Origin of the sequence: Streptomyces sp. NBC_00190 (assembly GCF_036203305.1) — a bacterium.
Lineage (GTDB): Bacteria > Actinomycetota > Actinomycetes > Streptomycetales > Streptomycetaceae > Streptomyces.
Window position 1 is genome coordinate 6,799,796 of sequence record NZ_CP108131.1, and the last position, 25,167, is coordinate 6,824,962.

Consider the following 25,167-nt stretch of genomic DNA (forward strand, 5'->3'; position numbering starts at 1 on the left):
GACTCAGCGCTTGTCGCTCCGGTGCTCGTGCTCGTGGTCGTGGATCGTGTTCGTCTCCGCGATCTTCTTCCAGGACTTCGGCTCCGTCTTCGCCGCCGGGGCCGAGAAGGAACGGGCCGTGGCGGCCGGCGCCGTGGGGTTCAGGGCCGAGGCGTCCGGCTTGCCCGGGGTGTACAGCCAGGTGTCGAACAGCTGGACCAGCGGCCGGCCCGAGATCTTCTCCGCGTAGGCGACGAAGTCCGCGACCTTGGCGTTGCCGTAGGCGCGCTCGGCCGGCCACCCCTTGAGGATCTGGAAGAACTTCTCGTCGCCGATGTGGTTGCGCAGCGCCTGCAGGGCGATCCCGCCGCGGTCGTAGACGGCACCGTGGAACTGGTTCTCCGGACCCGGGTCACCTGGCTTGACCTGCCAGAACGGGTCCTCGGCCGGGCGCGTGGAGTAGGCCCAGTCGGCGAGCTCCTGCGCCGTGCCCTCGCCCTCCTTCTCCGACCACAGCCACTGGCTGTAGCGGGCGAAGCCCTCGTTGATCCAGATGTCCTTCCAGCCCTCGACGGACACGCTGTCGCCGTACCACTGGTGGGCCAGCTCGTGCACGACCACCGAGACGTTCGCGCCGTTCTGGAACTGGCGCGGCCCGTAGAACGGCCGCGTCTGGGTCTCCAGCGCGAAGCCCGCGGTCACGTTCGGCACGTAGCCGCCCAGCGCGTTGAAGGGGTACGGACCGAAGACCCCCTCCAGCCACTCGGCGGCCTCGGCCGTCCGCTCCACGCTCGCCCGCGCCGCGCCCGCGTTGTCGCCGAGGTCCTTGCTGTAGGCGTTGAGGACCGGCAGGCCGCTCGCCGTCTTGTCGGTGGTGATGTCGAACTTGCCGACCGCCAGGGTGGCGAGGTACGTGGCCTGCGGCTTGTTGGAGCGCCAGTTGTACCGGGTCCAGCCGAGCCGCGAAGTCTGCGACTGGAGGACGCCGTTGCTGATCGCCTGGGTGCCGTCCGGGACGTTGACCGAGACGTCGAAGGTGGCCTTGTCGAGCGGGTGGTCGTTGCTCGGGAACCACCAGACCGCCGAGTCGGGCTCCTGCGCCGCCACACCGCCGTCGGGCGTGCGCTGCCAGGCCGTCCAGCCGTCCACCTTCAGCTCGGAGGGCTTCCCCGCGTACTTGACCACGACGGTCAGCGGGGTGTTGCGCGCCAGCGGCCTGGCCGGGGTGACCTCCAGCTCATGGCTTCCGGAGGCGGCGAACTTCGCCTTGGCCCCGTTGACCCGGACCTCGCTGACCTGGAGGCCGAAGTCGAGGTTGAAGCGGGACAGGTCCTGCTTGGCGGTGGCGAGGAGGGTGGCGGTGCCTTCGAGCAGGTCCGTCTTCGGCTGGTACTGCAGGCGCAGGTCGTAGTGCGACACGTCGTATCCGCCGTTGCCGCTGGCCGGGTAGTAGGGATCGCCGATACCCGGGGCGCCCGGACCGGAACTCGCCGCCGATGCCGGGATCACCAGCAGCAGGGAGGCGGCGAGCACGCTCGGGGCGATGACTTTGCGGTGCACGAATGGCTCCAAGTGGTAGGGGAGACAGATCGGTTCAGGGCCTTGTCGTTCGACCGTATTCACCCGTGACGCCCCACGTCATGTCCATGGCCCCCGCTGTCACACGATCGCCATCCGGCCGTCACGGGCCGCCGGACAGCGCGGCGAGAGCGCCCGGGGCACCGCGCGTCGGACACACCCCGCCGACGGCCCGGTACTGCCGGGCCGATGCCCGTGGCCTGCGGCGCAGCGGGCGGTTCAAGGTCCCGCCGGTGCACGTGTGGCCGACGCCGAGGAGCGCGCCGAGGACGGGAACGCCCCTCCGGGCAGCCGTAGCTACGCCTTCGGATCGGCTGGATCCGGCCGGACGAACTGCGGGAGGAAGGCAGGGAAGAAGCCATGGCATTCCCCAGGTCACCCAGGCTCGGGCCGGTCGGCCACGGGTCCCTGAACACCCGTCGACTCTCCCGGGCCGTCCCTCCGGCACCCCGGAACCCCGAGAGCGTTTCGCCCGGGATGGCCTAGGTCCGCATGCCACCCGCCGGACCTGTCTGTAGTGTCCGAGTCGGACCAATTGACCTATATGTGAGGTGACCGGTGGCGCTCCACAACGCCCAGGAACCGGCGGCCGACCCGGCCGTCGACATCTTCGCGTCCCCACTGAGCGAGCGCCCCCTGCCCAAACGGTCCATGCCCGGCCTGCCCTCCCCGCCGCCGGTGGTGTTCCAGCTGCTGCGCAACGAGCTGCTCCTGGACGGCAACGCCGCGCAGAACCTCGCGACCTTCTGCACCACCTGGACGGACGACGAGGTCCGCCAGCTGATGGACCTGTGCCTGGACAAGAACATCGTCGACAAGGACGAGTACCCGCAGACCGCGGAGATCGAGTCCCGGTGCGTGAACATCCTCGCCGACCTCTGGCACGCCCCGGCCGGTGCGGGCGGCGACGCCAACGCGGTGGGCTGCTCGACCACCGGCTCCAGCGAGGCCGCGATGCTCTGCGGCCTCGCCCTGAAATGGCGCTGGCGCGACCGCCGGCAGGCCGCCGGCCTCCCGACCGACCGGCCGAACCTGGTCTGCGGGCCGGTGCAGGTCTGCTGGGAGAAGTTCGCCCGCTACTTCGACGTCGAGCTCCGGCAGGTCCCGGTGGAGCCCGGCGCGACGGGACTCCAGGCGCACCAGCTGCGCGAGTACGTCGACGAGAACACCATCGGCGTCGTCGCCATCCTCGGCGTGACGTACACCTGCACCTACGAGCCCGTGGGTGAGATCGCCGCCGAACTCGACCGCATGCAGGCGGAGAGCGGCCTGGACGTCCCGCTGCACGTCGACGCGGCCTCGGGCGGGTTCATCGCGCCGTTCCTCCACCCGGATCTGGTGTGGGACTTCCAGCTGCCGCGCGTCGCCTCCATCAACGCCTCCGGCCACAAGTACGGCATGGCCCCGCTCGGCGTCGGCTGGGCGCTGTGGCGTGACCAGAACGCCCTGCCGGACGGCCTGGTCTTCCACGTCGACTACCTGGGCGGCGACATGCCCACCCTCGCCCTGAACTTCTCCCGCCCCGGCGGCCAGGTCGTCACCCAGTACTTCATGTTCCTGCGCCTGGGCCGCGAGGGGTACCGGCGCGTCTACGAGGCCTGCGCCGACACCGCGCAGCACCTCGCCCGGCAGATCGCCGAGATGGGCCCCTTCACCCTGCTCTACGACGGCGTCGGCGCACTGCCCGCCGTCTCCTACACCCTCACCGATCCCGACTCCGCCGGCTGGAGCCTGTACGACCTCTCCGACCAGCTCCGCATGCGCGGCTGGCAGGTGCCCTCCTACCCCCTGCCGCCGGACCGCCAGGAGACCGTCATCCAGCGCGTCCTGGTCCGCCACGGCGTCGACCGGGACGAGATCGAACTCCTCGCCGACGACATGCGCAGGGCGATCAAGCACCTCGGGCAGGGCCACGCGCCCAAGAAGGACCGCGTCGGTTTCCACCACTGACGGCACGGCACGGCACGGCCCGGCCCACCACGGCACGGCCGGCCGGATCCGAAGCGTGACACTGGCCGACATACCTAACAGTCGGTAACCTGCCGTCCATGACGCTTCCCACGCTCGCCGCACGGCACTGCTGGCACACCGCGATCAATCCGCTGCACTCCACCGTCTACTTCTCGCCGGACACGACCAAGGAGTTCGCCGGCCTCGGGATCACCGACCCCCTCGCAGTCAACCTCGCCCACCGGTCCGCGGCCATGGGCGCCGTCGGAGCGGGCACGGTGACCGCCACGTTCTACAACTACCGCTACGACCACGTCGCCCGGCACCTCCCGGCCGTCTGGGACATCGCCACGCCCGAACAGGCTCTCGCCGCCCGGCTGCGCGCCGCCGACGCCACCCTGCGCCGGCTGCTGGGCGCCGAGACCATAGAGTCGCCCGAGCTCGCGGAGGCCGCCGACCTGGCGATACGTGCCACCGAAGGCTGTACCCGGCACGCCCGCCCCCTGTACGCGGCCCACGCCGACCTCCCCGTACCCGAGGAGCCGCACCTGCGCCTGTGGCACGCCACCACCCTGCTGCGCGAGCACCGCGGCGACGGCCACCTCGCCGCCCTGCTCATCGCGGACCTGGACCCGCTGGAGGCCCTGGTCAGCCACACCGCCACCGGCAAGGGCATGACCCCGAAGTGGATCAAGTCCATCCGCGGCTGGGAGCAGTCCGACCTGGACGCCGCAGTCGCCCGGCTGCGCGGACGCGGTGTGCTCGACGCCGAGGGGTCGCTGACCGAGGAGGGCGCCGCCCTGCGCGAGCGGCTGGAGACCGAGACGGACCGCCTCGACGCCGCCCCCTACGAGCACCTCGGCGCGGCCGGCCTGGCCCGGCTGGCGGAACTCGGCGGCGCCCTGGTGATGAAGGCGGTCATGGCCGGAGCCTTCCCGGCGGACCTGCGCGGCAAGGCCTGACCGGCCCCGCGGCCGCGCTCTGGCGGGCTTACCGCCCCTTGTCACGGCCACCTGCCACAATTGGCAGCCTTCCAGTGCAAACGAAGGCAGGCGGGACCCGATCGTGACGACGTCCATCGAAGGCAGGATCGCCGAGGAGCTCGGCGTACGGGAGCGGCAGGTCAAGGCCGCCGTCGAGCTGCTCGACGGCGGCTCCACCGTGCCGTTCATCGCGCGCTACCGCAAGGAAGCGACCGAAATGCTCGACGACGCCCAGCTGCGCACCCTGGAGGAGCGGCTGCGGTATTTGCGCGAGCTGGAGGACCGGCGCTCCGCGATCCTGGACTCCGTGCGGGAGCAGGGCAAGCTCGACGCCGAGCTGGAGGCGCGGATCAACGCAGCCGACACCAAGGCCCGGTTGGAGGACATCTACCTGCCCTTCAAGCCCAAGCGCCGCACCAAGGCGCAGATCGCCCGCGAGGCCGGTCTGGAGCCGCTCGCCGAGGGCCTGCTCGCGGACCCGTCCGTGGAACCGGCCGCCGCCGCGGCCGCGTTCGTGGACGCGGGCAAGGGCGTCGCCGATCCGGCCGCGGCCCTGGAGGGCGCCCGCGCCATCCTCACCGAGCGGTTCGCCGAGGACGCCGACCTGATCGGCGAACTGCGCGAGCGCATGTGGGGCCGCGGCCGGCTCGCCGCGAAGGTCCGGGACGGCAAGGAGGAGGCGGGCGCCAAGTTCGCCGACTACTTCGACTTCGCCGAGCCGTTCACCGCACTTCCCTCGCACCGCGTCCTCGCGATGCTGCGCGGTGAGAAGGAGGACGTCCTCGACCTCACCCTGGAGCCCGAGGAGCCGAGCGAGACCCCCGGCCCGTCGACGTACGAGGGCATGGTCGCCCGCCGCTTCGGCATCGCCGAGCGCGGCCGCCCCGGAGACAAGTGGCTGGCCGACACGGTCCGCTGGGCCTGGCGTACGAAGATCCAGGTGCACCTCGGCATCGACCTGCGGACCCGGCTGCGCGCCGCCGCCGAGGACGAGGCCGTACGGGTCTTCGCCGCGAACCTGCGCGACCTGCTGCTCGCGGCACCCGCCGGCACCCGCGCGACGCTCGGCCTGGACCCCGGCTTCCGCACCGGCGTGAAGGTCGCCGTCGTGGACGCCACCGGCAAGGTCGTGGCCACGGACGTGATCTACCCGCACGTGCCCGCCAACAAGTGGGACGAGTCCCTCGCCAAGCTCGCCCGCCTCGCGAAGGAGCACGCGGTCGAGCTGGTCGCCATCGGCAACGGCACGGCCTCCCGCGAGACCGACAAGCTGGCCGGTGACCTCATCACCCGCCACCCCGAGCTGAAGCTCACCAAGGTGATGGTCTCGGAGGCCGGCGCCTCCGTGTACTCGGCGTCCGCCTTCGCCTCGCAGGAACTGCCCGGCATGGACGTGTCGTTGCGCGGCGCGGTCTCCATCGCCCGGCGCCTGCAGGACCCGCTCGCCGAACTGGTCAAGATCGATCCCAAGTCGATCGGCGTGGGCCAGTACCAGCACGACCTGTCCGAGGTGAAGCTCTCCCGCTCGCTCGACGCGGTGGTCGAGGACTGCGTGAACGGCGTCGGCGTCGACGTCAACACCGCATCTGCGCCGCTGCTCTCGCGCGTGTCGGGCATCAGCGGCTCGCTCGCCGAGAACATCGTCTCCCACCGCGACTCCAACGGGCCCTTCCGCAGCCGCAAGGGGCTCAAGGACGTGGCCCGGCTGGGCCCGAAGGCGTACGAGCAGTGCGCGGGCTTCCTGCGGATCCGCGGCGGGGACGACCCGCTGGACGGCTCGGCCGTGCACCCCGAGGCCTACCCGGTGGTCCGGGCGATGGGCAAGACGGCGGGCGGCGAGGTGGCGGCCCTGATCGGCAACACCGGCGTACTGCGCTCCCTGCGCCCGGAGCAGTTCGTCACCGAGGCTTTCGGCCTGCCCACGGTCACCGACATCCTTCGCGAGCTGGAGAAGCCGGGCCGCGACCCGCGTCCCGCCTTCAAGACGGCGACCTTCAAGGAGGGCGTGGAGAAGATCGGCGACCTGGCCCCCGGGATGATCCTGGAAGGCGTGGTCACCAACGTGGCCGCCTTCGGAGCCTTCATCGACATCGGCGTCCACCAGGACGGACTGGCGCACGTCTCGGCGCTGTCGAAGACCTTCGTCAAGGACCCCCGCGACGTGGTCAAGCCGGGCGACATCGTCCGCGTGAAGGTCATGGAGGTGGACATCCCGCGCAAGCGGATCTCGCTGACCCTGCGGCTGGAGGACGAGGCGGACCGTTCCGCCGGTGCGCCCGGGCAGCGCGAGGACCGGCAGGAGCGGCGGGGCGGCGGCCGTCCGCCGCAGCAGCGCGGCGGCGCGGGCACCCGCGACGGCGCAGGCAAGAACCAGGACCGCCGCGGTCAGGGCCAGCGCGGCGGCCAGGGGCAGCGGCAGGGCGGAGGCGCCTCCGCCCCCGCACCCGCCAACAGCGCGATGGCCGACGCCCTGCGACGCGCCGGCCTCACCGGTCCCGAGGAGCGCCGCAAGCGGTGACCGCAGGTTTGCAGCCACCCCGGCGCGTGAGGTCTCCGTACGCGTTGGCCGAATAGGTCCCCCACCTGGGGACCTGCCTTGCCAACTCCCGTACAAGATCTGTAGGCATGGTGGAACGCCCGTTCGTCACCCGGCGGACGGGCATCCGCATTTCCCCTCAGGACCGCATTCCCCCGAGGCCGCCTTGAAGGCACAGGACACCATGCCCATGCCCGCACACGCCTACCGACGCTGCCCGAGAAAGGGTCCGAAGAGGGATCACATGCCCCACCGGCAACTCAGCCTGCGTAAACGGTGCGAGAACATTATCGGCCATCTGGAATTGACCCACCCGTTTTCACTCGACGCGCTGTGTGGCCGAATAGCCGAGCAGCGCGGCCGCCCCATCCGACTCCATCCGCTCCCCAAGGAGGCGGCGGAGTCCGGCGTCTGCGGACTGTGGGTCGGCACCGCCAGCGTCGACTACGTCTTCTACGAGGCGCAGACCACCCCGCTCCACCGGGAGCACATCGTGCTCCACGAGCTCGGCCACATCCTCTTCGGCCACCACTCGCTGGAGGGCGAGGAGGCCGACGGAGGCGCCCCCACCGTGCTCGGGCGCACCAACTACACCACCCGCCAGGAGCAGGAGGCGGAGATGCTCGCCAGCATGATCCGCATCCGCACGGCGAACGCCGGCCCGCAGTCGGCCCTCCAGGCCAGGGGCACGCTCGCCCGGCTGGAGTCCGCCATGGGCTACGAGTGGGGCCACGATGGCAGCTGACCTGACCGCCTTCGGCAACTGGCTGTCGGTCCCCAGCGTGGTGTTCCTGTGGATCGCGGTCCTGCTGCGCGCCCCGGGCGCTCTGCGCTCCCGGCAGCAGCGCGGACTGTGGCTGGCCGTCGCCACCGCCGCCGCCGCGATGACGCTGAACCTCCCCGACGTCGTCGCCTACGCGATGAGACGCGAGGCCTCCTACGCCCACACCATCGGCATGATCCGCAACCTCACCGGCGTCCTCTCCGCCGGCGCGGTCCTCTACTTCGTGGCCTCCGCCACCGGCCGCCGCCGGCTCCAGCTCGCCTCCTGGGTGGCCACGGCGGGCTGGCTCACCACGCTGGTCGCGCTGGATCTGGCGTCGCCCGCGCACGGCACGCACACCATGCCGCCGGTCGGCGACCCGGTGCCCTCCCTCACCTACTGGCTGGTGCTGATCTCCGCGCACCTCACCGCCAACACCATCTGCGTCTCACTGTGCTGGCGCTACAGCCGCCGCACCGAGAGCCGGGGGCTGGCCGCCGGGCTGCGCCTCTTCGGCCTCGGGACCGCGCTCGCCGGCGTGTTCTGGTTCGCGTACCTGCTCAAGGCACTGTTCGGCAGCACCTGGGCGATGCCCGCCCTGCCACTGATCATGAACGTGCACGGCCTGCTGCGCGCCGCGGGCATCCTCGTGCCGACGCTGTTCACCTTCCGCCGCACCGCCGCCGACATCGTCACCGCGTGGCGGCTGTGGCCGCTGTGGCGCGACCTGGTCCAGGCCGTCCCGCACGTGGCCCTGAACAAGCCGCGGGCCGGGCGGGTGGTCGAGCTGCTGTGGCCGCCGGTCCCGCGCAACCTGCTGGTCTACCGCAAGGTCATCGAGACGCGCGACGCGATCCTGATCCTCGGGGAGTACGTCTCCCAGGGCGCCCTGGACCTCGCCCGCGGCCAGGTCGCCGGCCGCGGGGTCCCCGAGCAGCGCCGCACCGCGGCCGCGCTGGCCTCCGTACTGAAGGAGGCGCGGCGGACGAAACTCGACGGACTGCCCGGTCAGCCGGGCGAGACGGCCGGCCTGGAGCTGACCGTCGCGATCCAGACCTCCGACAAGAGCGGGGACCTGGCGGACGAGGCCCGCTTCCTCGTCGACGTCGCCCAGGAGTACACCGCACACCGTGACGTGTCCGACCGCCGGGAAGTGAAGCCGTCTTGACCACCGTACTGATCACCGGGGCCAGCGCCGGACTGGGCGCGGCCTTCGCCCGGGGCTTCGCCGCCAAGGGCTGCGGCCTGGTCCTCGTGGCCCGCGACAGGGACAGGCTGCGGTCCGTCGCCCGGGACCTCGGCCGGGAGTTCGGCACGGCGGTCGAGGTGCTGCCCGCCGACCTGCTCGACGAGGCGGGCCTCGCGGCGGTCGCCGAGCGGCTCGCCGACCGGGCCCGGCCCGTGGACATCCTGGTGAACAACGCGGGCTTCGGGCTGCCCGCGCCCTTCCCGTACAGCCCGGTCGAGGACGAGGAGCGGATGCTCGACCTGCTGGTCAAGGTCCCGCTGCGGCTCACCCACGCCGTGCTGCCGGGCCTGCGCGAGCGCCGCCGGGGCGCGGTGGTCAACGTCTCCTCGGTGGCCGGACTGCTGCCGACCGGCACGTACGGGGCCGCGAAGGCCTGGATCACCGCGTTCAGCGAGTCACTGCGGGTGGACATGGAACCGTACGGAGTCCGCGTGCTGGCGGTGGTCCCGGGCTTCACGCGCACCGAGTTCCAGGAACGCGCCGGGATGGACGTCAGCGCGCTGCGCGAGGCGGTCTGGCTGGAGCCGCAGGCCGTGGTGGACCAGGCGCTGCGGGACCTCGCGCTGCGCCGCCCGCTGAGCATCACGGGCCGCCGCTACAGGGCGTACGCGCTGGCGGTCCGCCATCTCCCGAGGGGCTTCGTGGCCCGCCGGATGGCCCGCACCCGGCGCGCCCCGGCAGACGGGCCGGACGAGCGCTGAAACCGCCGCGGCAGCCCGATGCGCGGCCCGGATACCGGTCCGCGCAGGGCCTGCTGTGAAGGGGACGGATCAGCTACCAGCCGCCGTGTCCGCGACCGTGTCCTCCCCAACCGTTGTCGTCGTCATCGTCCCAGCCGCCGTGACGCCAGCCACTGTGGTGACCACCCCAGTCGTCGTCGTCATCGCCGCCGCAGCCGCCGCCGTTGACGTAGCTGACGTGCTGGGCCGGGGTTGCCGCCGAGGCGGTGCCCGCGGTGCCGAGTGCGGCTCCGCCGGCCAGCAGGAGACCGGCAGCGGAGGCCGCGAAAAGGCGCTTCGCTCGCTGTGCTTGCATGGGGATTCCCTTTCCTTCCACCCTCTCGCACCTCTGCGAGGTGTGCGGGAGCGGAACCGCGGCCGCCGAGGAAAAAACGTGCGGCACGGATCGGATACAGGGCCGCCGGAAATGCGGAAGCAGGTGTCCGGCCACGGTGCGGCTCGGACGCCACACGGTCCCGGAGCAGGCACGCGTCAGAGGTTCCACCCCTGCCGCCGCGAGACTCCGGCCATGGCAGTGTGCTCCGCGGTTGCGGCTCTCACCTACAAAGGCTAGTCGCGCACGCCCCGGTTGGCACCTCGGGAACGCAAAGTGCCGCCGACTGCCATTCCTGTCGGGCTAGAGCTCGGTGACCTTGCCGTCGGAGACCTGGAGGCGGCGGGTCACCGAGACGGCGTCCAGCATGCGGCGGTCGTGGGTGACCAGCAGGAGCGTGCCCTCGTACGCCTCCAGGGCCGACTCCAGCTGCTCGATCGCCGGGAGGTCGAGGTGGTTGGTCGGCTCGTCCAGCACCAGCAGGTTCACCCCGCGGCCCTGGAGCAGAGCCAGGGCGGCGCGGGTGCGCTCGCCCGGTGACAGGGTGGCCGCGGGGCGCAGGACGTGGGCCGCCTTGAGGCCGAACTTGGCCAGCAGGGTGCGGACTTCGGCCGGCTCGGTGTCCGGGACGGCCGCGCAGAAGGCCTCCAGCAGCGGTTCGTCGCCGAGGAACAGGCCGCGGGCCTGGTCGACCTCGCCGATCAGGACGCCGGAGCCGAGGGTGGCGGAGCCGGAGTCCGGCGCCAGTCGGCCGAGCAGGACGGCCAGCAGCGTGGACTTGCCCGCGCCGTTGGCCCCGGTGATCGCCACCCGGTCCGCCCAGTCGATCTGGAGGCTCGCCGGGCCCAGGCGGAAGTCCCCGCGCTTGACCGCGGCTTCGCGCAGGGTGGCCACCACCGAGCCTGAGCGCGGGGCCGCCGCGATCTCCATGCGCAGCTCCCACTCCTTGCGGGGCTCCTCGACGACCTCCAGCCGCTCGATCGCCCGCTGCGTCTGGCGGGCCTTGGCGGCCTGCTTCTCGCTGGACTCGCCGCGCAGGTTCTTGCCGATCTTGTCGTTGTCGCTCGCCTTGCGACGGGCGTTGCGTACGCCCTTGTCCATCCAGTTGCGCTGCATCTGGGCCCGGCCCTCAAGGGCGGACTTCTTGCCCGCGTACTCCTCGTACTCCTCGCGGGCGTGGTCGCGGGAGCGCTCGCGCTCCTCCAGGTAGGCGTCATAGCCGCCGCCGAAGAGGTTGATCTGCTGCTGGGCCAGGTCGAGTTCGAGGACCTTGGTGACGGTCCGCGTCAGGAACTCGCGGTCGTGACTGATCACGACGGTGCCCGCGCGCAGCCCCTTGACGAACCGCTCCAGCCGCTCCAGACCGTCCAGGTCCAGGTCGTTGGTGGGTTCGTCGAGCAGGAAGACGTCGTAGCGGGACAGCAGCAGCGAGGCGAGGCCCGCGCGGGCCGCCTGGCCACCGGACAGCGCCGTCATGGGCAGGTCCAGGCCGACCGTGAGGCCGAGCTCGGCGGCGACCTCCTCGGACCGCTCGTCGAGGTCGGCGCCGCCGAGGTCCAGCCACCTGTCCAGCGCGGTCGCGTACGCGTCGTCCGCGCCCGGCGTCCCGTCCACCAGCCCCTGCGTCGCCGCGTCGAGCTCCGCCTGCGCGGCGGCCACGCCCGTACGGCGCGCCAGGAAATCCCGTACCGACTCGGCGGCCCGGCGCTCCGGCTCCTGCGGGAGGTGCCCCACGGCGGCGGTGGGCGGGGAGAGCCGCAGCTCACCGGTCTCGGGGGTGTCCAGCCCGGCGAGCAGGCGCAGCAGGGTGGACTTCCCGGCGCCGTTCACGCCGACCAGGCCGATGACGTCGCCGGGCGCGACGACGAGGTCGAGATCGGCGAAGAGCGTGCGCTCACCGTGCGCGGCGGTGAGCTTCTTGGCGACGAGGGTTGCAGTCATGATGGCCCGATCCTATCCGGGCGCGCACTGCCCCCAGGGGCATGGCCGGATAGGTGGGATGCACGGCATTGCGGCCACCGGACTTCCGTCACACCATGGGGCCATGTCGTTGCGAAACGTGCTCGTCCTCCTCTACGACGGGGTGCAGAGCCTGGACGTGACCGGGCCGGTCGAGGTGTTCTCCGCCGTGGCCCGGTTCCCCGGCCGGCCGGGTTACGAGATCCGGACGGTGTCGCCGGGCGGCGCGCCCGTCCGCACGAGCAGCGGGCTGACCCTGATGCCGGACGGAGAGCTGGAGAGCGCCCGGCCGGGAGGGGGAACCACCCTGCTCGTGCCCGGTGGCCGGTACACGGCCGACTTCGAGCCCCGGATCACCGACTGGCTGCGCGCTCACGGGGGTGGCGCGCGGCGGCTGGTGTCCGTGTGCACGGGCGGGCTGCTGCTCGCCGAGGCGGGACTGCTGGACGGGCGGCGGGCGACGACGCACTGGTACGTGTGCGAGCAGATGGCCCGGGACTACCCGGCCGTCGCGGTGGAGCCGGATCCCATCTACGTACGGGACGGGCCCGTGGCCACCTCGGCCGGGGTCACGGCGGGCATCGACCTCGCGCTCGCGCTGGTGGAAGAGGACCATGGGCGGGACGTGGCGCTCACGATCGCCCGGCACCTGGTGGTGTTCCTGCGCAGGCCCGGCAACCAGGCCCAGTTCAGCGCGCAGCTGGAGGCGCAGACGGCGCGGCGGGAGCCGTTGCGGGACGTGCAGCAGTTCATCACCGAGCATCCGGGCGGGGACCTGAGCGTCGAGGCGCTGGCCGCCCGGGCCAGGCTGTCGCCGCGGCACTTCTCGCGCGCCTTCCAGGCGGAGACGGGGGTGACGCCGGGTCGCTACGTCGAGCGGGTGCGGGTCGAGCACGCGCGGCGCCTGCTGGAGGACAGCCGCGAGGGCGTCGCCCAGATCTCCCGGGCGTGCGGCTACGGCACGCCCGAGGCGCTGCGCCGGGCCTTCGTGAAGACCCTGGGCCAGTCCCCGGCCGAGTACCGCCGCCGCTTCGGCGCCTGACCTCGGCACGCCCCGTACCCGGGGCCGCGCCCGGCCCCGGTCCGGGCGCGCGCCGACAGACCTGCCGTCCCCGGCCGGGGGCGGCGCCGATCGACCGCTCCGGAGGAGCCATGCAGATCGCCGTACTGCTCTACGACCGCTTCACCGCCCTCGACGCCATCGGGCCCTTCGACACGCTCGGCCGCCTCCAGGGCGCCGAGACCGTGTTCGTGTCCGAGCGTCCCGGGCCCGTGCGGACCGACAACGGGTCGCTCGCCCTCGTCGCCGACAAGGCGCTCCACGAGGTGACCCGGCCCGACATCGTCGTCGTGCCCGGCGGACCGCATCCCGAGATCGAGATGAAGAATCCCGCGGTCCTCGACTGGCTGCGGGCCGTCGACGCCACCACCACCTGGACGACGTCCGTCTGCACAGGCTCCCTGCTGCTGGCCGCCGCCGGGCTGCTCGACGGGCGGCGGGCCGCGAGCCACTGGCTGTTCCTGGACCAGCTGCCGCGGTTCGGGGCCGAGCCCACCGGGGAGCGGGTGGTGTCCGACGGGAAGTACGTCACCGCCGCGGGTGTCTCCGCCGGGATCGACATGGGCCTCACCCTGCTGGGCAGGATCGCCGGGGACGAGTACGCCCAGACCGTCCAGCTGATGACCGAGTACGACCCCCAGCCGCCCTACGACGCGGGCTCCCCGGCCAAGGCCCCGGTCGAGATGGTCGCGCGACTGCGGGCGGTCAGTCCTCTGTAGGCAGGCCTTGCGCGCGCAGGCCCTCCGTCGGCCAGCGGAAGTCGGGTGCCCGGCGCTCCAGGAACGCGGCGACGCCCTCCGCGGTGTCGCCGCTTCCGGCCGCCTGCGCCGCCCAGTACCCGTCGCGGTCCGTCCGCCCGTCCGCGAACTCCTTGGCCGCGGCCTGGGTGAGCTGCGAGCGCGAGACCAGTACGCGCGTGAACTCGGCCACCCGCTTGTCCAGTTGGCCGGCCGGCAGCAGCTCGTCGAGGAAGCCGGTCCGCAGCGCCCGGTCCGCGTCGATCAACTCCGCCGAGAAGAGGAGGTACTTGGCGGCGGCCGGGCCGACCAGGGCCGTCAGCCGCCTGGTGGAGGAGGCCGGGTAGACGATGCCCAGCTTCGCCGGGGTCACCCCGTACGACGACCCCTCCTCCGCGAACCGAAGATCGCAGGCCGCGGCCAGCTGGCTACCGCCGCCCACGCAGAACCCGCGGATCGCCGCCAGCGTCGGCTTCGGGAAGGCGGCCAGCGCATCCTCCGCGGCGACGGCGAGTGCCTGCGGCTCGTCGTTCCCGGTCAGCGAGGAGATGTCCGCGCCCGCGCAGAAGGTCGGTCCCGCGCCGGTCAGGACGAGGACCCGTACGGCGGGGTCGGCCGCCAGGTCCGCCAGCAGCTCGGGCAGGGCCCGCCACATCGCGGCCGTCATGGCGTTCCGCTTGGCGGGGTGGGAGATGACGACGGTGGCGACCCCGTCGGCGACCGTGTGCAGGAGGGCTGCGTCCCGGGCTGCGTCCATGCGCCGGATGCTATCCCGGGCCGTCGATCGGGCCGCCGACCGGGTGGCCACGGGCACGGGGCCCGGGGCATCCTGGGGCTGGTCAGGGAAGACGGGACGCCGGGCGGAGGCGGACACGGCGGAGATGGCGCGCGAGGCGGCCGGGAAACATCCCGTGGAAAATCAGGAACGGTCGAACAACTGACTCTGTCATACGCCAGCGGTCAGAATGTGTCCGAATCACGCTGACTTATGGTCAGCGGTCCGGTCCCGACCAGCCCGTTACCCACTCTGGACGCGTGGAGACGATCGAGCGCGAAGACGGGGGACGGAAGATGGATGTCAGCGGGAACGTCCCGCCAGCCAGGGAGGGGGAGCCGGAGGCTCCGGCCGACCCCCTCGCGTACGAGGGAGTGTGGCGGTTCACCGCTCCCGCCGTAGAAGAATCCGTTCCGCAGGCTCGCCGTGCGGTCCGGGACCTCCTCGGGCGCCAAGGCGTGCCCGCCCAGCAGGACCTCGTGTACGCGCTCCTGCTGATCGTCTCCGAACTGGTGACGAACTCGGTCCGGCACGCTGCCCTGCTCTCCCCGGAGGTCGCGGTCGAGGTCGCGATCGGCCGGGAGTGGGTACGGGTGGCCGTCGAGGACAACCACCCGTACCGGCCCAAGGCGCTGGAGGCCGATTTCGGCCAGACCGGCGGCCGGGGTCTGCTCCTGGTACGGGAGATCACGCGGGAGGCGGGCGGGGTCTGCGACGTCGAGCACACCTCGACCGGCGGCAAGGTCATCTGGGCGGCCCTGCCGATCACCGCACCGGCCGCTCCCGCCCCTGCCCCGGCCTCCGCGACCCCGGCCGGCTGACCGGAGTACGGCCGTACCGACGTACCGATGCAGGGGCTACCAGCCCGCGGCTTCACCGGTCAGCTCGCGGATCGCGGGCCGCGCCGCGTCCAGCACGGTCATGAACCAGGCCGAGAACGGCACTTCGGCATGCCGCTTCGCCAATTCCTCGGCGGTGACGAAGGCGGTGTCCCCGACCTCCTCCGGATCCGGCCGCAGAGCCGCCTGCGCGAGTCCCACGAACAGGTGGTTGTACTCCTGCTCCACCAGACCCGATGCCGGGTCCGGGTGGTTGTAGCGCACCGTTCCCGCCTCTGCGAGGAGCGAGGGCGACAGCCCCAGCTCCTCGTGGGTCCGCCGGGCCGCCGCCGCGAACGGCGACTCCCCGGGGTAGGGGTGACCGCAACAGGTGTTCGACCAGACGCCGGGGGAGTGGTACTTCCCGAGGGCCCGCTGCTGGAGCAGCAGACGCCCCTGCTCGTCGAAGAGGAACACGGAGAACGCCCGGTGCAATTGCCCGGGTGCCTGATGGGCGGAGAGTTTCTCCGCCGTGCCGATCGTGTTCCCGGACTCGTCGACCAGTTCGAGCATGATCGGTTCTTGGGTCCCGGTGCCGTTGGTCGCGCTGTTCGCGGCGGTGGCTGGTGTGGTCGGCATACCCATCCTTCGCTTCGGACTCGGCCTTCAGTCTGCCGTACAAAAGAGGCTTGTCCCCACTTCGGAGATCCGCGCATGTCCGCCCCCGCCGCGTGATATGCGACGGGGGCGGATCACTTCGCGTCACGGCGCCCGCCGCGCCCCCGCGTCAGACTCCGAACGGGGCCGGGTACCTGATCGTGCCCGTCGGCACCGGGACGGAATCGTCCAGGACCAGCGCCATCATCGCCTCGTCGGGCACCTCGAAGGGCGCCCTGATCCCGAAGCGCGAGGCCGGCACGAAACCGAAGCGCGGGTAGTACTCCGGGTGTCCCAGCACCAGGACCAGGGACTCCCCGCGCTCCTTCGCCGCCGCGAGCAGTGCCCGGACGACCGAGCTGCCCGCGCCCGAGCGCTGGAACGCAGGATCGGCGGCCACCGGGGCGAGCGCGAGCGCCCGTACCCCGTCGACCTCGCACACGGTGAGCAGGGCGTGCGCGGCCACCGACCCGTCGGGGCCCTCGGCCACGTACGACAGCCCGGGCACCCAGGAGGTGTCGGTGCGCAGCGCGTCCACGAGATCCGCCTCCAGCGGGGTCCCGAACGCCGCCAGGTTGACGTCGCGTACGGCGGCCACGTCGGCCGCCGTCTCCGGGCGGACGGGCCAGGCGCCGCCGTCGCCCGCGGTCACCGGGCGCAGGGCGTAGCCCGTGTACCCGTACTCGTGCCCGTGGCGGGCCCGCACGTCGAGCTCCTCGCGGGTGGCGGCCAGCGCGGCCTCCATCGCGGGGTTCGGGGCGGATCCGTCGTGGGAACGGGCGCGGACCCGCTCGGCGAGCGGGCCGTAGTACTCGGCCCAGTCGGAGTCGGGCAGGTGGTGCACGCCGAGCACCTGGTACCCCGAAGCCTGGGCGGCTGCGACGGTGCCCGCGGTGGTGCGCAGCGGACACTCCTCGTCCCAGAAGGCGCGGGCGCCCGCGGACGGCTCCTCGACGGTCCACTCGCACTCGGTCAGCACGATCGTGCCGCCGGGGGCGAGCAGCCGGCGCCACCGCGCCAGCGCGGTGGCGAAGCCGATGAGGTAGGCGGAGCCCTCGGCCCAGACGAGGTCGAAGGAGCCGTCCTCGAAGTCCTCGCGGGGGAGTGCGCCCATGTCCGCCGTGACGGTGCGGACGCGATCGGCGAGTCCGCGGGCCTCGGCGGCCGTACGGAGCTCTTCGAGGAACGGCTCGTACAGGTCGACGGCGGTCACCTCGGCGCCGCCGGATCCGGGACGTCCCGCCTCGGCCGCGAGCAGCAGGGCGCTGCGGCCCGGACCGCAGCCGAGGTCGAGGACGCGCGGCCGCTCGGGCAGGGGTCCGCACAGGGACAGCAGGTGCCGGGTGCTCGCGTCGGAACCGGGAGCCTGCCGGGGCAGGCCGCGGTGCAGGGTGAAGAAAGCCTCAATGAAAGTGGTGTCGGTCAACGTGAACCCTTGAACGGGGGCTCCGGCCGACGAGGCCGTTCAGCGCGCGGAGCGCGTGATCAGGCCCGGCCGGACGCCCGGAGGAAATGGGGGATGCACCGGAGTTCGCCGCGCATGGCCGCGATCACTACGACGGTCATCAACCCACCTCTTCCACTCGACACGATCAGGGGCGTGTCCACCGTAACATCGACGCTGTTTGTGGTATCGCGCCGTGATCGTCAATGATGATCACGCCCGGGCCCGGGCCGGGAATATTCGGCTTATCGGGGCGTAAACGGGTGGTGAACCCCTGCTTCCATTCATCCGATAGCCTCTGCCGACGTGTCGCCGCCCCCCAGTGGCGCCCGTTCGGAATCCGTTACAAGGAGTGAGTTCGTCTGCCGACCGTCATCCTCACCGGCCTGCCGGTCCCCGGATCACCGCTCGCTGACGAGCTGCGCTCCCTCGGCTTCGACGTCCGGCCCGCCGCCGGTCCCGAGGACACCGCCGCCGCGCTGGCCGCCGTACCCGCCGACCAGCGGGTGGCCGTCGTGGACAGCGCCTTCGTCGGGCACGTGCACGCGCTGCGCCTCGCGCTGACCGACCCGCGCTTCGACGCCTGCGCGGTCACCGGCGCACTCGCCGTCCAGTCCGGCGCCCGCGAGGCCCTCGACAAGGCCGTGGCCGACGCCCCCGCGGGCACCGGCCCCTACGCGGACCGGCTCGCCGCCGCGGTCGAGGCCTCCGGGACCGCCGTCCAGCGCCCCGAGCTCGGCACCCTCGTCGCCACCGTCCCCGCCACCGCGGCGGACCGGGACGCGGCGAGCGCCGCCGTCGCCGCCGTCGACGACGAGGCCGTCCGCCTGCGGACCGCCGTGAAGTCCCGCGACGGCTTCTTCACCACCTTCTTCATCAGCCCGTACTCGCGCTACATCGCCCGCTGGTGCGCGCGCCGCGGCCTGACCCCGAACCAGGTCACCACCGCTTCGCTGGTCACCGCGCTGATCGCGGCCGGCTGCGCCGCCACCGGCGAGCGCTGGGGCTACGTCGCGGCCGGTGTGCTGCTCCTCGTCTCCTTCGTCCTGGACTGCACCGACGGGCAGCTGGCCCGCTACTCGCTCCAGTACTCGACGATGGGCGCCTGGCTCGACGCGACCTTCGACCGCGCGAAGGAGTACTCCTTCTACGCGGGCCTCGCGCTCGGCGCGGCCAGGAACGGCGACGACGTGTGGGGGCTCGCGCTCGGCGCCATGATCCTCATGACCTGCCGGCACGTCGTGGACTTCTCCTTCAACGAGGCCAACCACGACGCGACCGCCAATACGAGTCCCACGGCGGCCCTGTCGGACAAGCTCGACAGCGTCGGCTGGACGGTCTGGGCCCGGCGGATGATCATCCTGCCGATCGGTGAGCGCTGGGCGATGATCGCGGTCCTGACCGCCTTCACCACCCCCCGGATCGTCTTCTACGCCCTGCTGGTCGGCTGCGCCTTCGGCGCGCTCTACACCACCGCCGGCCGGGTCCTGCGCTCGCTGACGCGCAAGGCCACACGCACCGACCGGGCCACCCAGGCCCTCGCGGACCTCGCCGACTCCGCCGTGCTCGCCTGGACCGGCCCGGCCCGTCCCACGAAGCGGCGGCCGAACTACGAAGCGGTGGTCCTGGCCCTGGCCGGCTCCGTGCTGATGGTCGGCGGGGCCGTGGTCCGCGACTTCGGCGCCACCTGGCTGATCGGGACCGCCGCGGGCTACGTCTTCTTCGCCGGCGCCGCCGTCTCCGGTCCCCTCAGGGGCCCCCTCGACTGGCTCGTCCCGCCGCTCTTCCGGTTCGCCGAGTACGTGACCGTCCTCGCGCTCGCCGCCAAGGCGGACGTGCCCGGAGCCCTTCCCGCCGCATTCGGACTGGTCGCGGCGGTCGCCTACCATCACTACGACACGGTCTACCGCATCCGTGGTGGTTCGGGCGCGCCGCCGCACTGGCTGGTGCGGACGACCGGCGGTCACGAGGGCCGGGTCCTGCTGACCGTGGTCCTGTCCGTCGTCCTCGCCCGTGACGTGTTCCCCGTCGCGCTCACGGCCATGGCCGTGTTCGTGGCACTCGTGGTGCTCGTGGAGAGCATCCGATTCTGGGTCTCCTCCGGAGCACCCGCCGTACATGACGAAGGAGAACCAGCATGATCGGCCTTGTACTCGCTGCCGGTGCCGGACGCCGTCTGCGTCCCTACACCGACACCCTGCCCAAGGCCCTCGTGCCCGTCGGTCCCCAGGGCGACGAGGAGAGCATCACGGTTCTCGACCTCACCCTCGGCAACTTCGCCGAGGTCGGCCTCACCGAGGTCGCCATCGTCGTCGGCTACCGCAAGGAAGCCGTGTACGCGCGCCGGGAGGCCCTGGAGGCCAAGTACGGCGTCAAGATCACGCTGATCGACAACGACAAGGCCGAGGAGTGGAACAACGCCTACTCCCTGTGGTGCGCGCGTGAGGTCCTCAAGCAGGGTGTGATCCTCGCCAACGGCGACACCGTCCACCCGGTCTCCGTCGAGAAGACCCTGCTCGCCGCCCGCGGCAACGGCCAGAAGATCATCCTCGCCCTCGACACGGTCAAGAACCTGGCCGACGAGGAGATGAAGGTCGTCACCGCCGACGGGAAGGGCGTCCAGAAGATCACGAAGCTGATGGACCCGGCCGACGCGACGGGCGAGTACATCGGTGTCACCCTCATCGAGGCCGAGGCCGCCGAGCAGCTGGCCGACGCGCTGAAGACCACCTTCGAGCGCGACCCCGACCTCTACTACGAGGACGGCTACCAGCAGCTGGTCAACGACGGATTCACCATCGACGTGGCACCCATCGGCGACGTCAAGTGGGTCGAGATCGACAACCACGACGACCTCGCCAAGGGCCGGACGATCGCATGCCAGTACTGACGAGGCTCATCCCCTCGCCCCTCGTCGTCGACATCAGTCGCGGCGCGATGGACGACCTGGCCGGCCTCCTGGCCGACCAGCGGATCTCCGCGTCCGGCAAGCTGGCGATCGCGATCAGCGGCGGCTCCGGCGTCGCGCTGCGCGCCAAGCTGGAACCGGTACTTCCGCACGCCGACTGGTACGCCGTCGTCGACGGCACCATCGACTCCGCGGTCAAGCTGGCCGACGACATAAAGGGCCGCCGCTACGACGCCGTCGTGGGCCTGGGCGGCGGCAAGATCATCGACGTGGCGAAGTACGCCGCGGCGCGGGTCGGGCTGCCCATGGTGGCCGTCGCCACCAACCTCTCGCACGACGGCATCTGCTCGCCGGTGTCCATCCTGGACAACGACAACGGCCGCGGCTCCTACGGCGTCCCCACGCCGATCGCCATGGTGATCGACCTCGATGTGATCAAGGAAGCCCCGGTGCGGTTCATCCGCGCCGGCGTCGGCGACGCGATCTCCAACATCTCGGCCATCGCCGACTGGGAGCTCTCGCACGAGATCACCGGCGAGCCCGTCGACGGCCTGGCCGCCGCCATGGCCCGTACCGCCGGCCAGTCCGTGCTGCGCCACCCCGGCGGATGCGGCGACGACGAATTCCTCACCGTGCTCTCCGAGGCGCTGGTCCTCACCGGCATCGCCATGTCGATCAGTGGGGACACCCGCCCGGCCTCCGGCGCCTGCCACGAGATCAGCCACGCCTTCGACCTGCTCTACCCGGGGCGCTCCGCGCTCCACGGCGAGCAGGTCGGCCTCGGCGCCGCCTTCGCGATGCACCTGCGCGGGGCCGAGGAGCAGTCCGGCCTCTTCGTCGAGGTGCTGCGCCGGCACGGCCTGCCGGTGGCCCCGGAGGAGATCGGCTTCAGCATCGACGAGTTCGTCACGGCCGTCGAGTACGCCCCCCAGACCCGCCCGGGACGCTTCACGATCCTGGAGCACCTCAACCTGTCCGCAGCCGAGATCAGGGACGCTTACGCCGACTATGCCAAGACCATCCGTAGCTGAACTCCGGCCCGTCGTACACCCGGCGGGCGTCAAGGACCGGGTCAGCGGCGAGCACTGGGGCGGGCGCCTCTACATGCGCGAGATCTCCCTGCGCATCACCCGCTACCTGGTCACCACCAAGGTCACGCCCAACCAGCTGACCTACGTGATGACCCTGGCCGGTGTCCTCGCCGCCCCGGCCCTGCTGGTGCCGGGCATCTGGGGCGCCGTCCTCGGCGTCGTCATGGTCCAGCTGTACCTGCTGCTCGACTGCGTCGACGGCGAGGTCGCCCGCTGGAAGAAGCAGTTCTCGCTCTCCGGCGTGTACCTGGACCGGGTCGGCGCCTACCTGTGCGACGCGGCGGTGCTGGTCGGCTTCGGCCTGCGCGCCGCCGACCTGTGGGGCACCGGGCCGGTCGACTGGCTGTGGGCGTTCCTGGGGACCCTCGCGGCACTCGGCGCGATCCTGATCAAGGCCGAGACCGACCTCGTCGGTGTCGCCCGCCACCAGGCGGGGAAGCCGGTGGTCAAGGACGCGGCGGCCGAGCCGCGCTCGTCCGGCATGGCGCTCGCGCGCCGGGCCGCTGCCGCGCTGAAGTTCCACCGCCTGGTCCTGGGCATCGAGGCCTCGCTGCTCATCCTGGTGCTGGCCGTCGCGGACCAGATCCGCGGCGACCTGTTCTGGTCCCGCGTCGGTGTGGCCGTCCTCGCCGGCATCGCGCTGCTCCAGACCGTGCTGCACCTGGTGTCGATCCTGGCCTCCAGCAGGCTCAAGTGAGTACGCCGATGCGGCTGGGCGCCGTGATCATCACCATGGGCAACCGCCCCGACGACCTGAAGGCCCTGCTCGACTCGGTGGCCCGTCAGGAGGGCGATCCGGTCGAGGTCGTCGTCGTGGGCCAGGGCGTCGAGGTCACCGGCCTGCCCGAGGGCGTGCGCTCCGTCACGCTGCCCGAGAACCTGGGCATCCCCGGCGGGCGCAATGTCGGCATCGAGGCCTTCGGCCCCGGCGGCTCCGACGTGGACGCGCTGCTCTTCCTGGACGACGACGGTCTGCTGGAGCGCGCCGACACCGCCGAGCTGTGCCGGCAGGCCTTCGCCGAGGACGCGCGGCTCGGCATCGTCAGCTTCCGGATCGCCGACCCTGAGACCGGCATCACTCAGCGCCGCCACGTGCCCCGGCTGCGCGCCTCGGACCCGATGCGCTCCTCCCGCGTGACCACCTTCCTGGGCGGCGCGAACGCCGTGCGCACCAAGGTGTTCGAGCAGGTCGGGGCACTTCCGGCGGACTTCTTCTACGCGCACGAGGAGACCGACCTGGCCTGGCGGGCCCTCGACGCCGGGTGGTCGATCGACTACCGAGCGGACATGGTGCTGCTGCACCCGACGACCGCCCCCTCCCGGCACGCCGTTTACCACCGTATGGTGGCCCGTAATCGTGTGTGGCTCGCCCGCCGCAACCTGCCCGCTCCTCTGGTCCCGGTCTACCTGGGCGTCTGGCTCCTGCTGACGCTCCTGCGCAAGCCCTCGGGACCGGCGTTGAAGGCCTGGTTCGGCGGTTTCAGGGAGGGGTGGACGACTCCCTGCGGTCCCCGCCGCCCGATGAGATGGCGTACGGTCTGGCGGTTGACCCGTCTGGGCCGACCACCTGTCATCTGACCAGCCCGCGTCTGCGAACATGACGCGATCATGGGCCTCGTGCCACTGGCCTGATGCCCGACCTGGCCGCATCTTGAAGACGAAAGTTTCAACTTGTGAGTGACACAACCCACGACGGCGCCCTTGCCACGAGCAAGCCGCCGTCCGCCGACGCGGGGCTGAGCGCCGCGGAGCTCGCCAGGAAGTACGGCCTCTCGGTGAGCGGCGCCCGGCCCGGTCTGGGCGAGTACGTGCGCCAGCTCTGGGGCCGACGCCACTTCATCATGGCGTTCTCCCGGGCCAAGCTGGTCGCGCAGTACAGCCAGGCGAAGCTCGGCCAGGTCTGGCAGGTGGCGACCCCACTGCTGAACGCCCTGGTCTACTGGCTGATCTTCGCGCTGATCCTCAAGGCGGACCGCGGCATGCCGAAGGGGGTCTACATCCCCTTCCTGGTGATCGGCATCTTCGTCTTCACCTTCACCCAGAGCTCGCTGATGGCAGGTGTCCGGGCGATCCCCGGGAACCTCGGCCTGGTCCGAGCGCTGCACTTCCCGCGGGCCTCCCTGCCGATCTCCTTCTCGATGCAGCAGCTCCAGCAGCTGCTCTACTCGATGATCGTCGTGTTCGTGGTCGTGATGGCCTTCGGGAACTTCCCGCGGCTGTCCTGGCTGCTGGTCATCCCCGTGCTCGTGCTGCAGTTCGTCTTCAACACCGGCCTCGCCATGATCTTCGCGCGGATGGGCTCCAAGACCCCCGACCTCGCGCAGCTGATGCCGTTCGTCACCCGTACGTGGATGTACGCCTCCGGCGTCATGTTCTCGATCAGCACGATGCTCCACGACAGGCCGGCCTGGATCGCGGACGCGCTCCAGTGGAACCCGGCGGCGATCTACATGGACCTGATCCGGTTCGCGCTGATCGACAAGTACGGCGCGGAGAACCTGCCGCCGCACGTCTGGGCGTTCGCGGTCGGCTGGGCCGTCGTGATCGGCCTCGGCGGGTTCGTGTACTTCTGGAAGGCTGAGGAGCGTTACGGCCGTGGCTGAGAACACCCAGGGACGCATTCCCACCGTCATCGCGGACGGCGTCCACATCGTCTACCGCGTCAACACCGGCAGCTCCGGCAAGGGCAGCGCCACCGCGGCGCTGAGCAAGATAATGCGCCGGGGCAAGGGCGACGCGCCGGGCGTCCGCCGTGTCCACGCCGTACGCGGGGTCTCCTTCACCGCGTACCGGGGCGAGGCGATCGGCCTCATCGGCTCGAACGGCTCCGGCAAGTCGACCCTGCTGCGCGCCATCGCGGGCCTCCTGCCCTGCGAGGAGGGCAAGGTCTACACCGACGGCCAGCCGTCGCTGCTGGGCGTGAACGCGGCGCTGATGAACGACCTCACCGGCGAGCGCAACATCGTCCTCGGCGGTCTCGCGATGGGCATGAGCCGCGAGCAGATCAAGGAGCGCTACCAGGACATCGTCGACTTCTCGGGCATCAACGAGAAGGGCGACTTCATTTCCCTGCCGATGCGCACCTACTCCTCCGGTATGGCGGCGCGACTGCGCTTCTCCATCGCGGCGGCCAAGGACCACGACGTCCTGATGATCGACGAGGCGCTGGCCACCGGTGACCGCAGCTTCCAGGTGCGTTCCGAGAACCGCATCCGCGAACTGCGGGAGAAGGCCGGCACGGTCTTTCTGGTGAGCCACAACAACAAGTCCATCCGCGACACCTGTGACCGGGTGCTGTGGCTGGAAAAGGGCGAGCTCCTGATGGACGGACCCACGGAGGAAGTCGTCTCGGCATATGAGAAGGCGTCCAACGGCTGACGCGGATTCCGCACTCCGCGGCCGGACTTCCGAGGCCCCCTCCGCTCAGCGCGGCGGGGGCCTCGGCATGTCCCGGCATTTCCCCGGCGACATTCAGTGGCACTACGAATACCCGAGCGGCCCCGGCGGCGTTGTACAGCGTAAGCTGAAGCAGTCCTGAATCGCGGCAAGAGGGGACGATTCCCCGCAGGTGAACGGCCTGGGCGGCCCGGGTAAAACCCAGGCGGCGTGTCCGAAATGGGATGTATT

General features: G+C 71.6%; 23 protein-coding genes. 16 read left to right on the plus strand and 7 right to left on the minus strand.

The genetic code is table 11. The annotated features are described in order from the left end of the window. Positions 1-3 precede the first annotated feature (3 nt). A complete protein-coding gene (locus OG429_RS31920; protein ID WP_328928716.1) occupies positions 4-1,539 on the minus strand; it encodes a M1 family metallopeptidase in 1,536 nt (511 codons plus the stop codon). A 576-nt stretch (positions 1,540-2,115) separates the two neighbouring features. On the opposite strand from OG429_RS31920, the gene OG429_RS31925 reads away from it, so the two are divergent. The 6 genes from OG429_RS31925 (at position 2,116) to OG429_RS31950 (ending at position 9,739) form a co-directional block, all read left to right on the plus strand. Continuing rightward, positions 2,116-3,507 carry a glutamate decarboxylase gene (locus tag OG429_RS31925; RefSeq protein ID WP_328928717.1) on the plus strand — a complete coding sequence of 464 codons (1,392 nt, stop codon included), beginning with the start codon at positions 2,116-2,118 and terminating at the stop codon, positions 3,505-3,507. A gap of 98 nt (positions 3,508-3,605) precedes the next feature. After that, positions 3,606-4,469, plus strand: a complete 864-nt coding sequence (locus OG429_RS31930) for an SCO6745 family protein (RefSeq protein ID WP_328928718.1) — start codon at positions 3,606-3,608, stop codon at positions 4,467-4,469. Positions 4,470-4,572: 103 nt separating this feature from the next. Beyond that, complete coding sequence (locus OG429_RS31935) at positions 4,573-7,008, plus strand: Tex family protein (protein WP_328928719.1); 2,436 nt, start codon at positions 4,573-4,575, stop codon at positions 7,006-7,008. 322 nt (positions 7,009-7,330) lie between these two features. Then, complete coding sequence (locus OG429_RS31940; protein ID WP_328928720.1) at positions 7,331-7,771, plus strand: hypothetical protein; 441 nt, start codon at positions 7,331-7,333, stop codon at positions 7,769-7,771. After that, positions 7,761-8,957: an MAB_1171c family putative transporter gene (locus OG429_RS31945; protein WP_328928721.1), complete on the plus strand. Its 1,197-nt coding sequence runs from the start codon at positions 7,761-7,763 to the stop codon at positions 8,955-8,957. Before OG429_RS31940 ends, OG429_RS31945 begins: the two co-directional genes overlap by 11 nt. Beyond that, complete coding sequence (locus OG429_RS31950; protein ID WP_328928722.1) at positions 8,954-9,739, plus strand: SDR family NAD(P)-dependent oxidoreductase; 786 nt, start codon at positions 8,954-8,956, stop codon at positions 9,737-9,739. Before OG429_RS31945 ends, OG429_RS31950 begins: the two co-directional genes overlap by 4 nt. A 73-nt stretch (positions 9,740-9,812) precedes the next feature. Here OG429_RS31950 and OG429_RS31955 read toward each other — a convergent pair whose 3' ends face one another. Then, positions 9,813-10,073 (minus strand): hypothetical protein, encoded by a 261-nt coding sequence (locus OG429_RS31955; protein WP_328928723.1) that lies wholly within the window; start codon positions 10,071-10,073, stop codon positions 9,813-9,815. Between the two features lie 321 nt (positions 10,074-10,394). Further along, positions 10,395-12,032 carry an ABC-F family ATP-binding cassette domain-containing protein gene (locus OG429_RS31960; protein ID WP_328928724.1) on the minus strand — a complete coding sequence of 546 codons (1,638 nt, stop codon included), beginning with the start codon at positions 12,030-12,032 and terminating at the stop codon, positions 10,395-10,397. Between the two features lie 103 nt (positions 12,033-12,135). Here OG429_RS31960 and OG429_RS31965 point away from each other — a divergent pair, with 103 nt between their 5' ends. Together OG429_RS31965 and OG429_RS31970 are read left to right on the plus strand one after the other, a co-directional pair. Continuing rightward, entirely contained in the window at positions 12,136-13,092 is a 957-nt protein-coding gene (locus OG429_RS31965; RefSeq protein ID WP_328928725.1) for a GlxA family transcriptional regulator, read from the plus strand. Between the two features lie 110 nt (positions 13,093-13,202). Further along, positions 13,203-13,829 (plus strand): DJ-1/PfpI family protein, encoded by a 627-nt coding sequence (locus OG429_RS31970; RefSeq protein ID WP_328928726.1) that lies wholly within the window; start codon positions 13,203-13,205, stop codon positions 13,827-13,829. Here OG429_RS31970 and OG429_RS31975 read toward each other — a convergent pair. Then, entirely contained in the window at positions 13,816-14,604 is a 789-nt protein-coding gene (locus OG429_RS31975) for an enoyl-CoA hydratase/isomerase family protein (protein WP_328928727.1), read from the minus strand. The genes OG429_RS31970 and OG429_RS31975 overlap by 14 nt on opposite strands. A 278-nt stretch (positions 14,605-14,882) precedes the next feature. Here OG429_RS31975 and OG429_RS31980 point away from each other — a divergent pair, with 278 nt between their 5' ends. After that, positions 14,883-15,443, plus strand: a complete 561-nt coding sequence (locus OG429_RS31980; protein ID WP_328928728.1) for an ATP-binding protein — start codon at positions 14,883-14,885, stop codon at positions 15,441-15,443. Positions 15,444-15,479: 36 nt separating this feature from the next. Here OG429_RS31980 and idi read toward each other — a convergent pair whose 3' ends face one another. From idi to OG429_RS31995, 3 genes are all read right to left on the minus strand, one after another. Then, a complete protein-coding gene (idi, locus tag OG429_RS31985; RefSeq protein WP_328928729.1) occupies positions 15,480-16,079 on the minus strand; it encodes an isopentenyl-diphosphate Delta-isomerase in 600 nt (199 codons plus the stop codon). Between the two features lie 148 nt (positions 16,080-16,227). Beyond that, the gene (locus tag OG429_RS31990; RefSeq protein ID WP_328928730.1) at positions 16,228-17,523 is read right to left on the minus strand and encodes a bifunctional class I SAM-dependent methyltransferase/N-acetyltransferase; all 1,296 of its coding nucleotides are present in this window, start codon (positions 17,521-17,523) and stop codon (positions 16,228-16,230) included. Between the two features lie 419 nt (positions 17,524-17,942). Then, positions 17,943-18,080, minus strand: a complete 138-nt coding sequence (locus OG429_RS31995) for a hypothetical protein (RefSeq protein ID WP_328928731.1) — start codon at positions 18,078-18,080, stop codon at positions 17,943-17,945. On the opposite strand from OG429_RS31995, the gene OG429_RS32000 reads away from it, so the two are divergent. From OG429_RS32000 to OG429_RS32030, 7 genes are all read left to right on the plus strand, one after another. Further along, positions 18,057-19,682, plus strand: a complete 1,626-nt coding sequence (locus tag OG429_RS32000; protein ID WP_328928732.1) for a DUF5941 domain-containing protein — start codon at positions 18,057-18,059, stop codon at positions 19,680-19,682. The two genes, OG429_RS31995 and OG429_RS32000, sit on opposite strands and share 24 nt — an antisense overlap. Beyond that, a complete protein-coding gene (locus OG429_RS32005) occupies positions 19,679-20,431 on the plus strand; it encodes a phosphocholine cytidylyltransferase family protein (protein ID WP_328928733.1) in 753 nt (250 codons plus the stop codon). The genes OG429_RS32000 and OG429_RS32005 overlap by 4 nt, the downstream gene beginning before the upstream one ends. Next, positions 20,419-21,480 (plus strand): iron-containing alcohol dehydrogenase family protein, encoded by a 1,062-nt coding sequence (locus OG429_RS32010; RefSeq protein WP_328928734.1) that lies wholly within the window; start codon positions 20,419-20,421, stop codon positions 21,478-21,480. Before OG429_RS32005 ends, OG429_RS32010 begins: the two co-directional genes overlap by 13 nt. Next, a complete protein-coding gene (locus tag OG429_RS32015; protein WP_328928735.1) occupies positions 21,458-22,237 on the plus strand; it encodes a CDP-alcohol phosphatidyltransferase family protein in 780 nt (259 codons plus the stop codon). The genes OG429_RS32010 and OG429_RS32015 overlap by 23 nt, the downstream gene beginning before the upstream one ends. A gap of 8 nt (positions 22,238-22,245) precedes the next feature. Further along, positions 22,246-23,118, plus strand: a complete 873-nt coding sequence (locus tag OG429_RS32020; RefSeq protein WP_328930485.1) for a glycosyltransferase family 2 protein — start codon at positions 22,246-22,248, stop codon at positions 23,116-23,118. A 95-nt stretch (positions 23,119-23,213) separates the two neighbouring features. Next, positions 23,214-24,143: an ABC transporter permease gene (locus OG429_RS32025; protein WP_328928736.1), complete on the plus strand. Its 930-nt coding sequence runs from the start codon at positions 23,214-23,216 to the stop codon at positions 24,141-24,143. Then, complete coding sequence (locus OG429_RS32030; RefSeq protein WP_328928737.1) at positions 24,136-24,918, plus strand: ABC transporter ATP-binding protein; 783 nt, start codon at positions 24,136-24,138, stop codon at positions 24,916-24,918. Before OG429_RS32025 ends, OG429_RS32030 begins: the two co-directional genes overlap by 8 nt. The last annotated feature ends 249 nt before the right edge of the window (positions 24,919-25,167 follow it).

Coding starts and splice junctions, on each gene's coding strand:
- OG429_RS31975 (WP_328928727.1), bottom strand. CDS start 14,604: ATGGACGCAGCCCGGGACGCAGCCCTCCTGCACACGGTCGCCGACGGG.
- OG429_RS32005 (WP_328928733.1), top strand. CDS start 19,679: ATGATCGGCCTTGTACTCGCTGCCGGTGCCGGACGCCGTCTGCGTCCC.
- OG429_RS32015 (WP_328928735.1), top strand. CDS start 21,458: ATGCCAAGACCATCCGTAGCTGAACTCCGGCCCGTCGTACACCCGGCG.
- OG429_RS31960 (WP_328928724.1), bottom strand. CDS start 12,032: ATGACTGCAACCCTCGTCGCCAAGAAGCTCACCGCCGCGCACGGTGAG.
- OG429_RS31945 (WP_328928721.1), top strand. CDS start 7,761: ATGGCAGCTGACCTGACCGCCTTCGGCAACTGGCTGTCGGTCCCCAGC.
- OG429_RS32010 (WP_328928734.1), top strand. CDS start 20,419: ATGCCAGTACTGACGAGGCTCATCCCCTCGCCCCTCGTCGTCGACATC.
- OG429_RS31965 (WP_328928725.1), top strand. CDS start 12,136: ATGTCGTTGCGAAACGTGCTCGTCCTCCTCTACGACGGGGTGCAGAGC.
- OG429_RS32020 (WP_328930485.1), top strand. CDS start 22,246: ATGCGGCTGGGCGCCGTGATCATCACCATGGGCAACCGCCCCGACGAC.
- idi (WP_328928729.1), bottom strand. CDS start 16,079: ATGCCGACCACACCAGCCACCGCCGCGAACAGCGCGACCAACGGCACC.
- OG429_RS31970 (WP_328928726.1), top strand. CDS start 13,203: ATGCAGATCGCCGTACTGCTCTACGACCGCTTCACCGCCCTCGACGCC.
- OG429_RS31955 (WP_328928723.1), bottom strand. CDS start 10,073: ATGCAAGCACAGCGAGCGAAGCGCCTTTTCGCGGCCTCCGCTGCCGGT.
- OG429_RS31930 (WP_328928718.1), top strand. CDS start 3,606: ATGACGCTTCCCACGCTCGCCGCACGGCACTGCTGGCACACCGCGATC.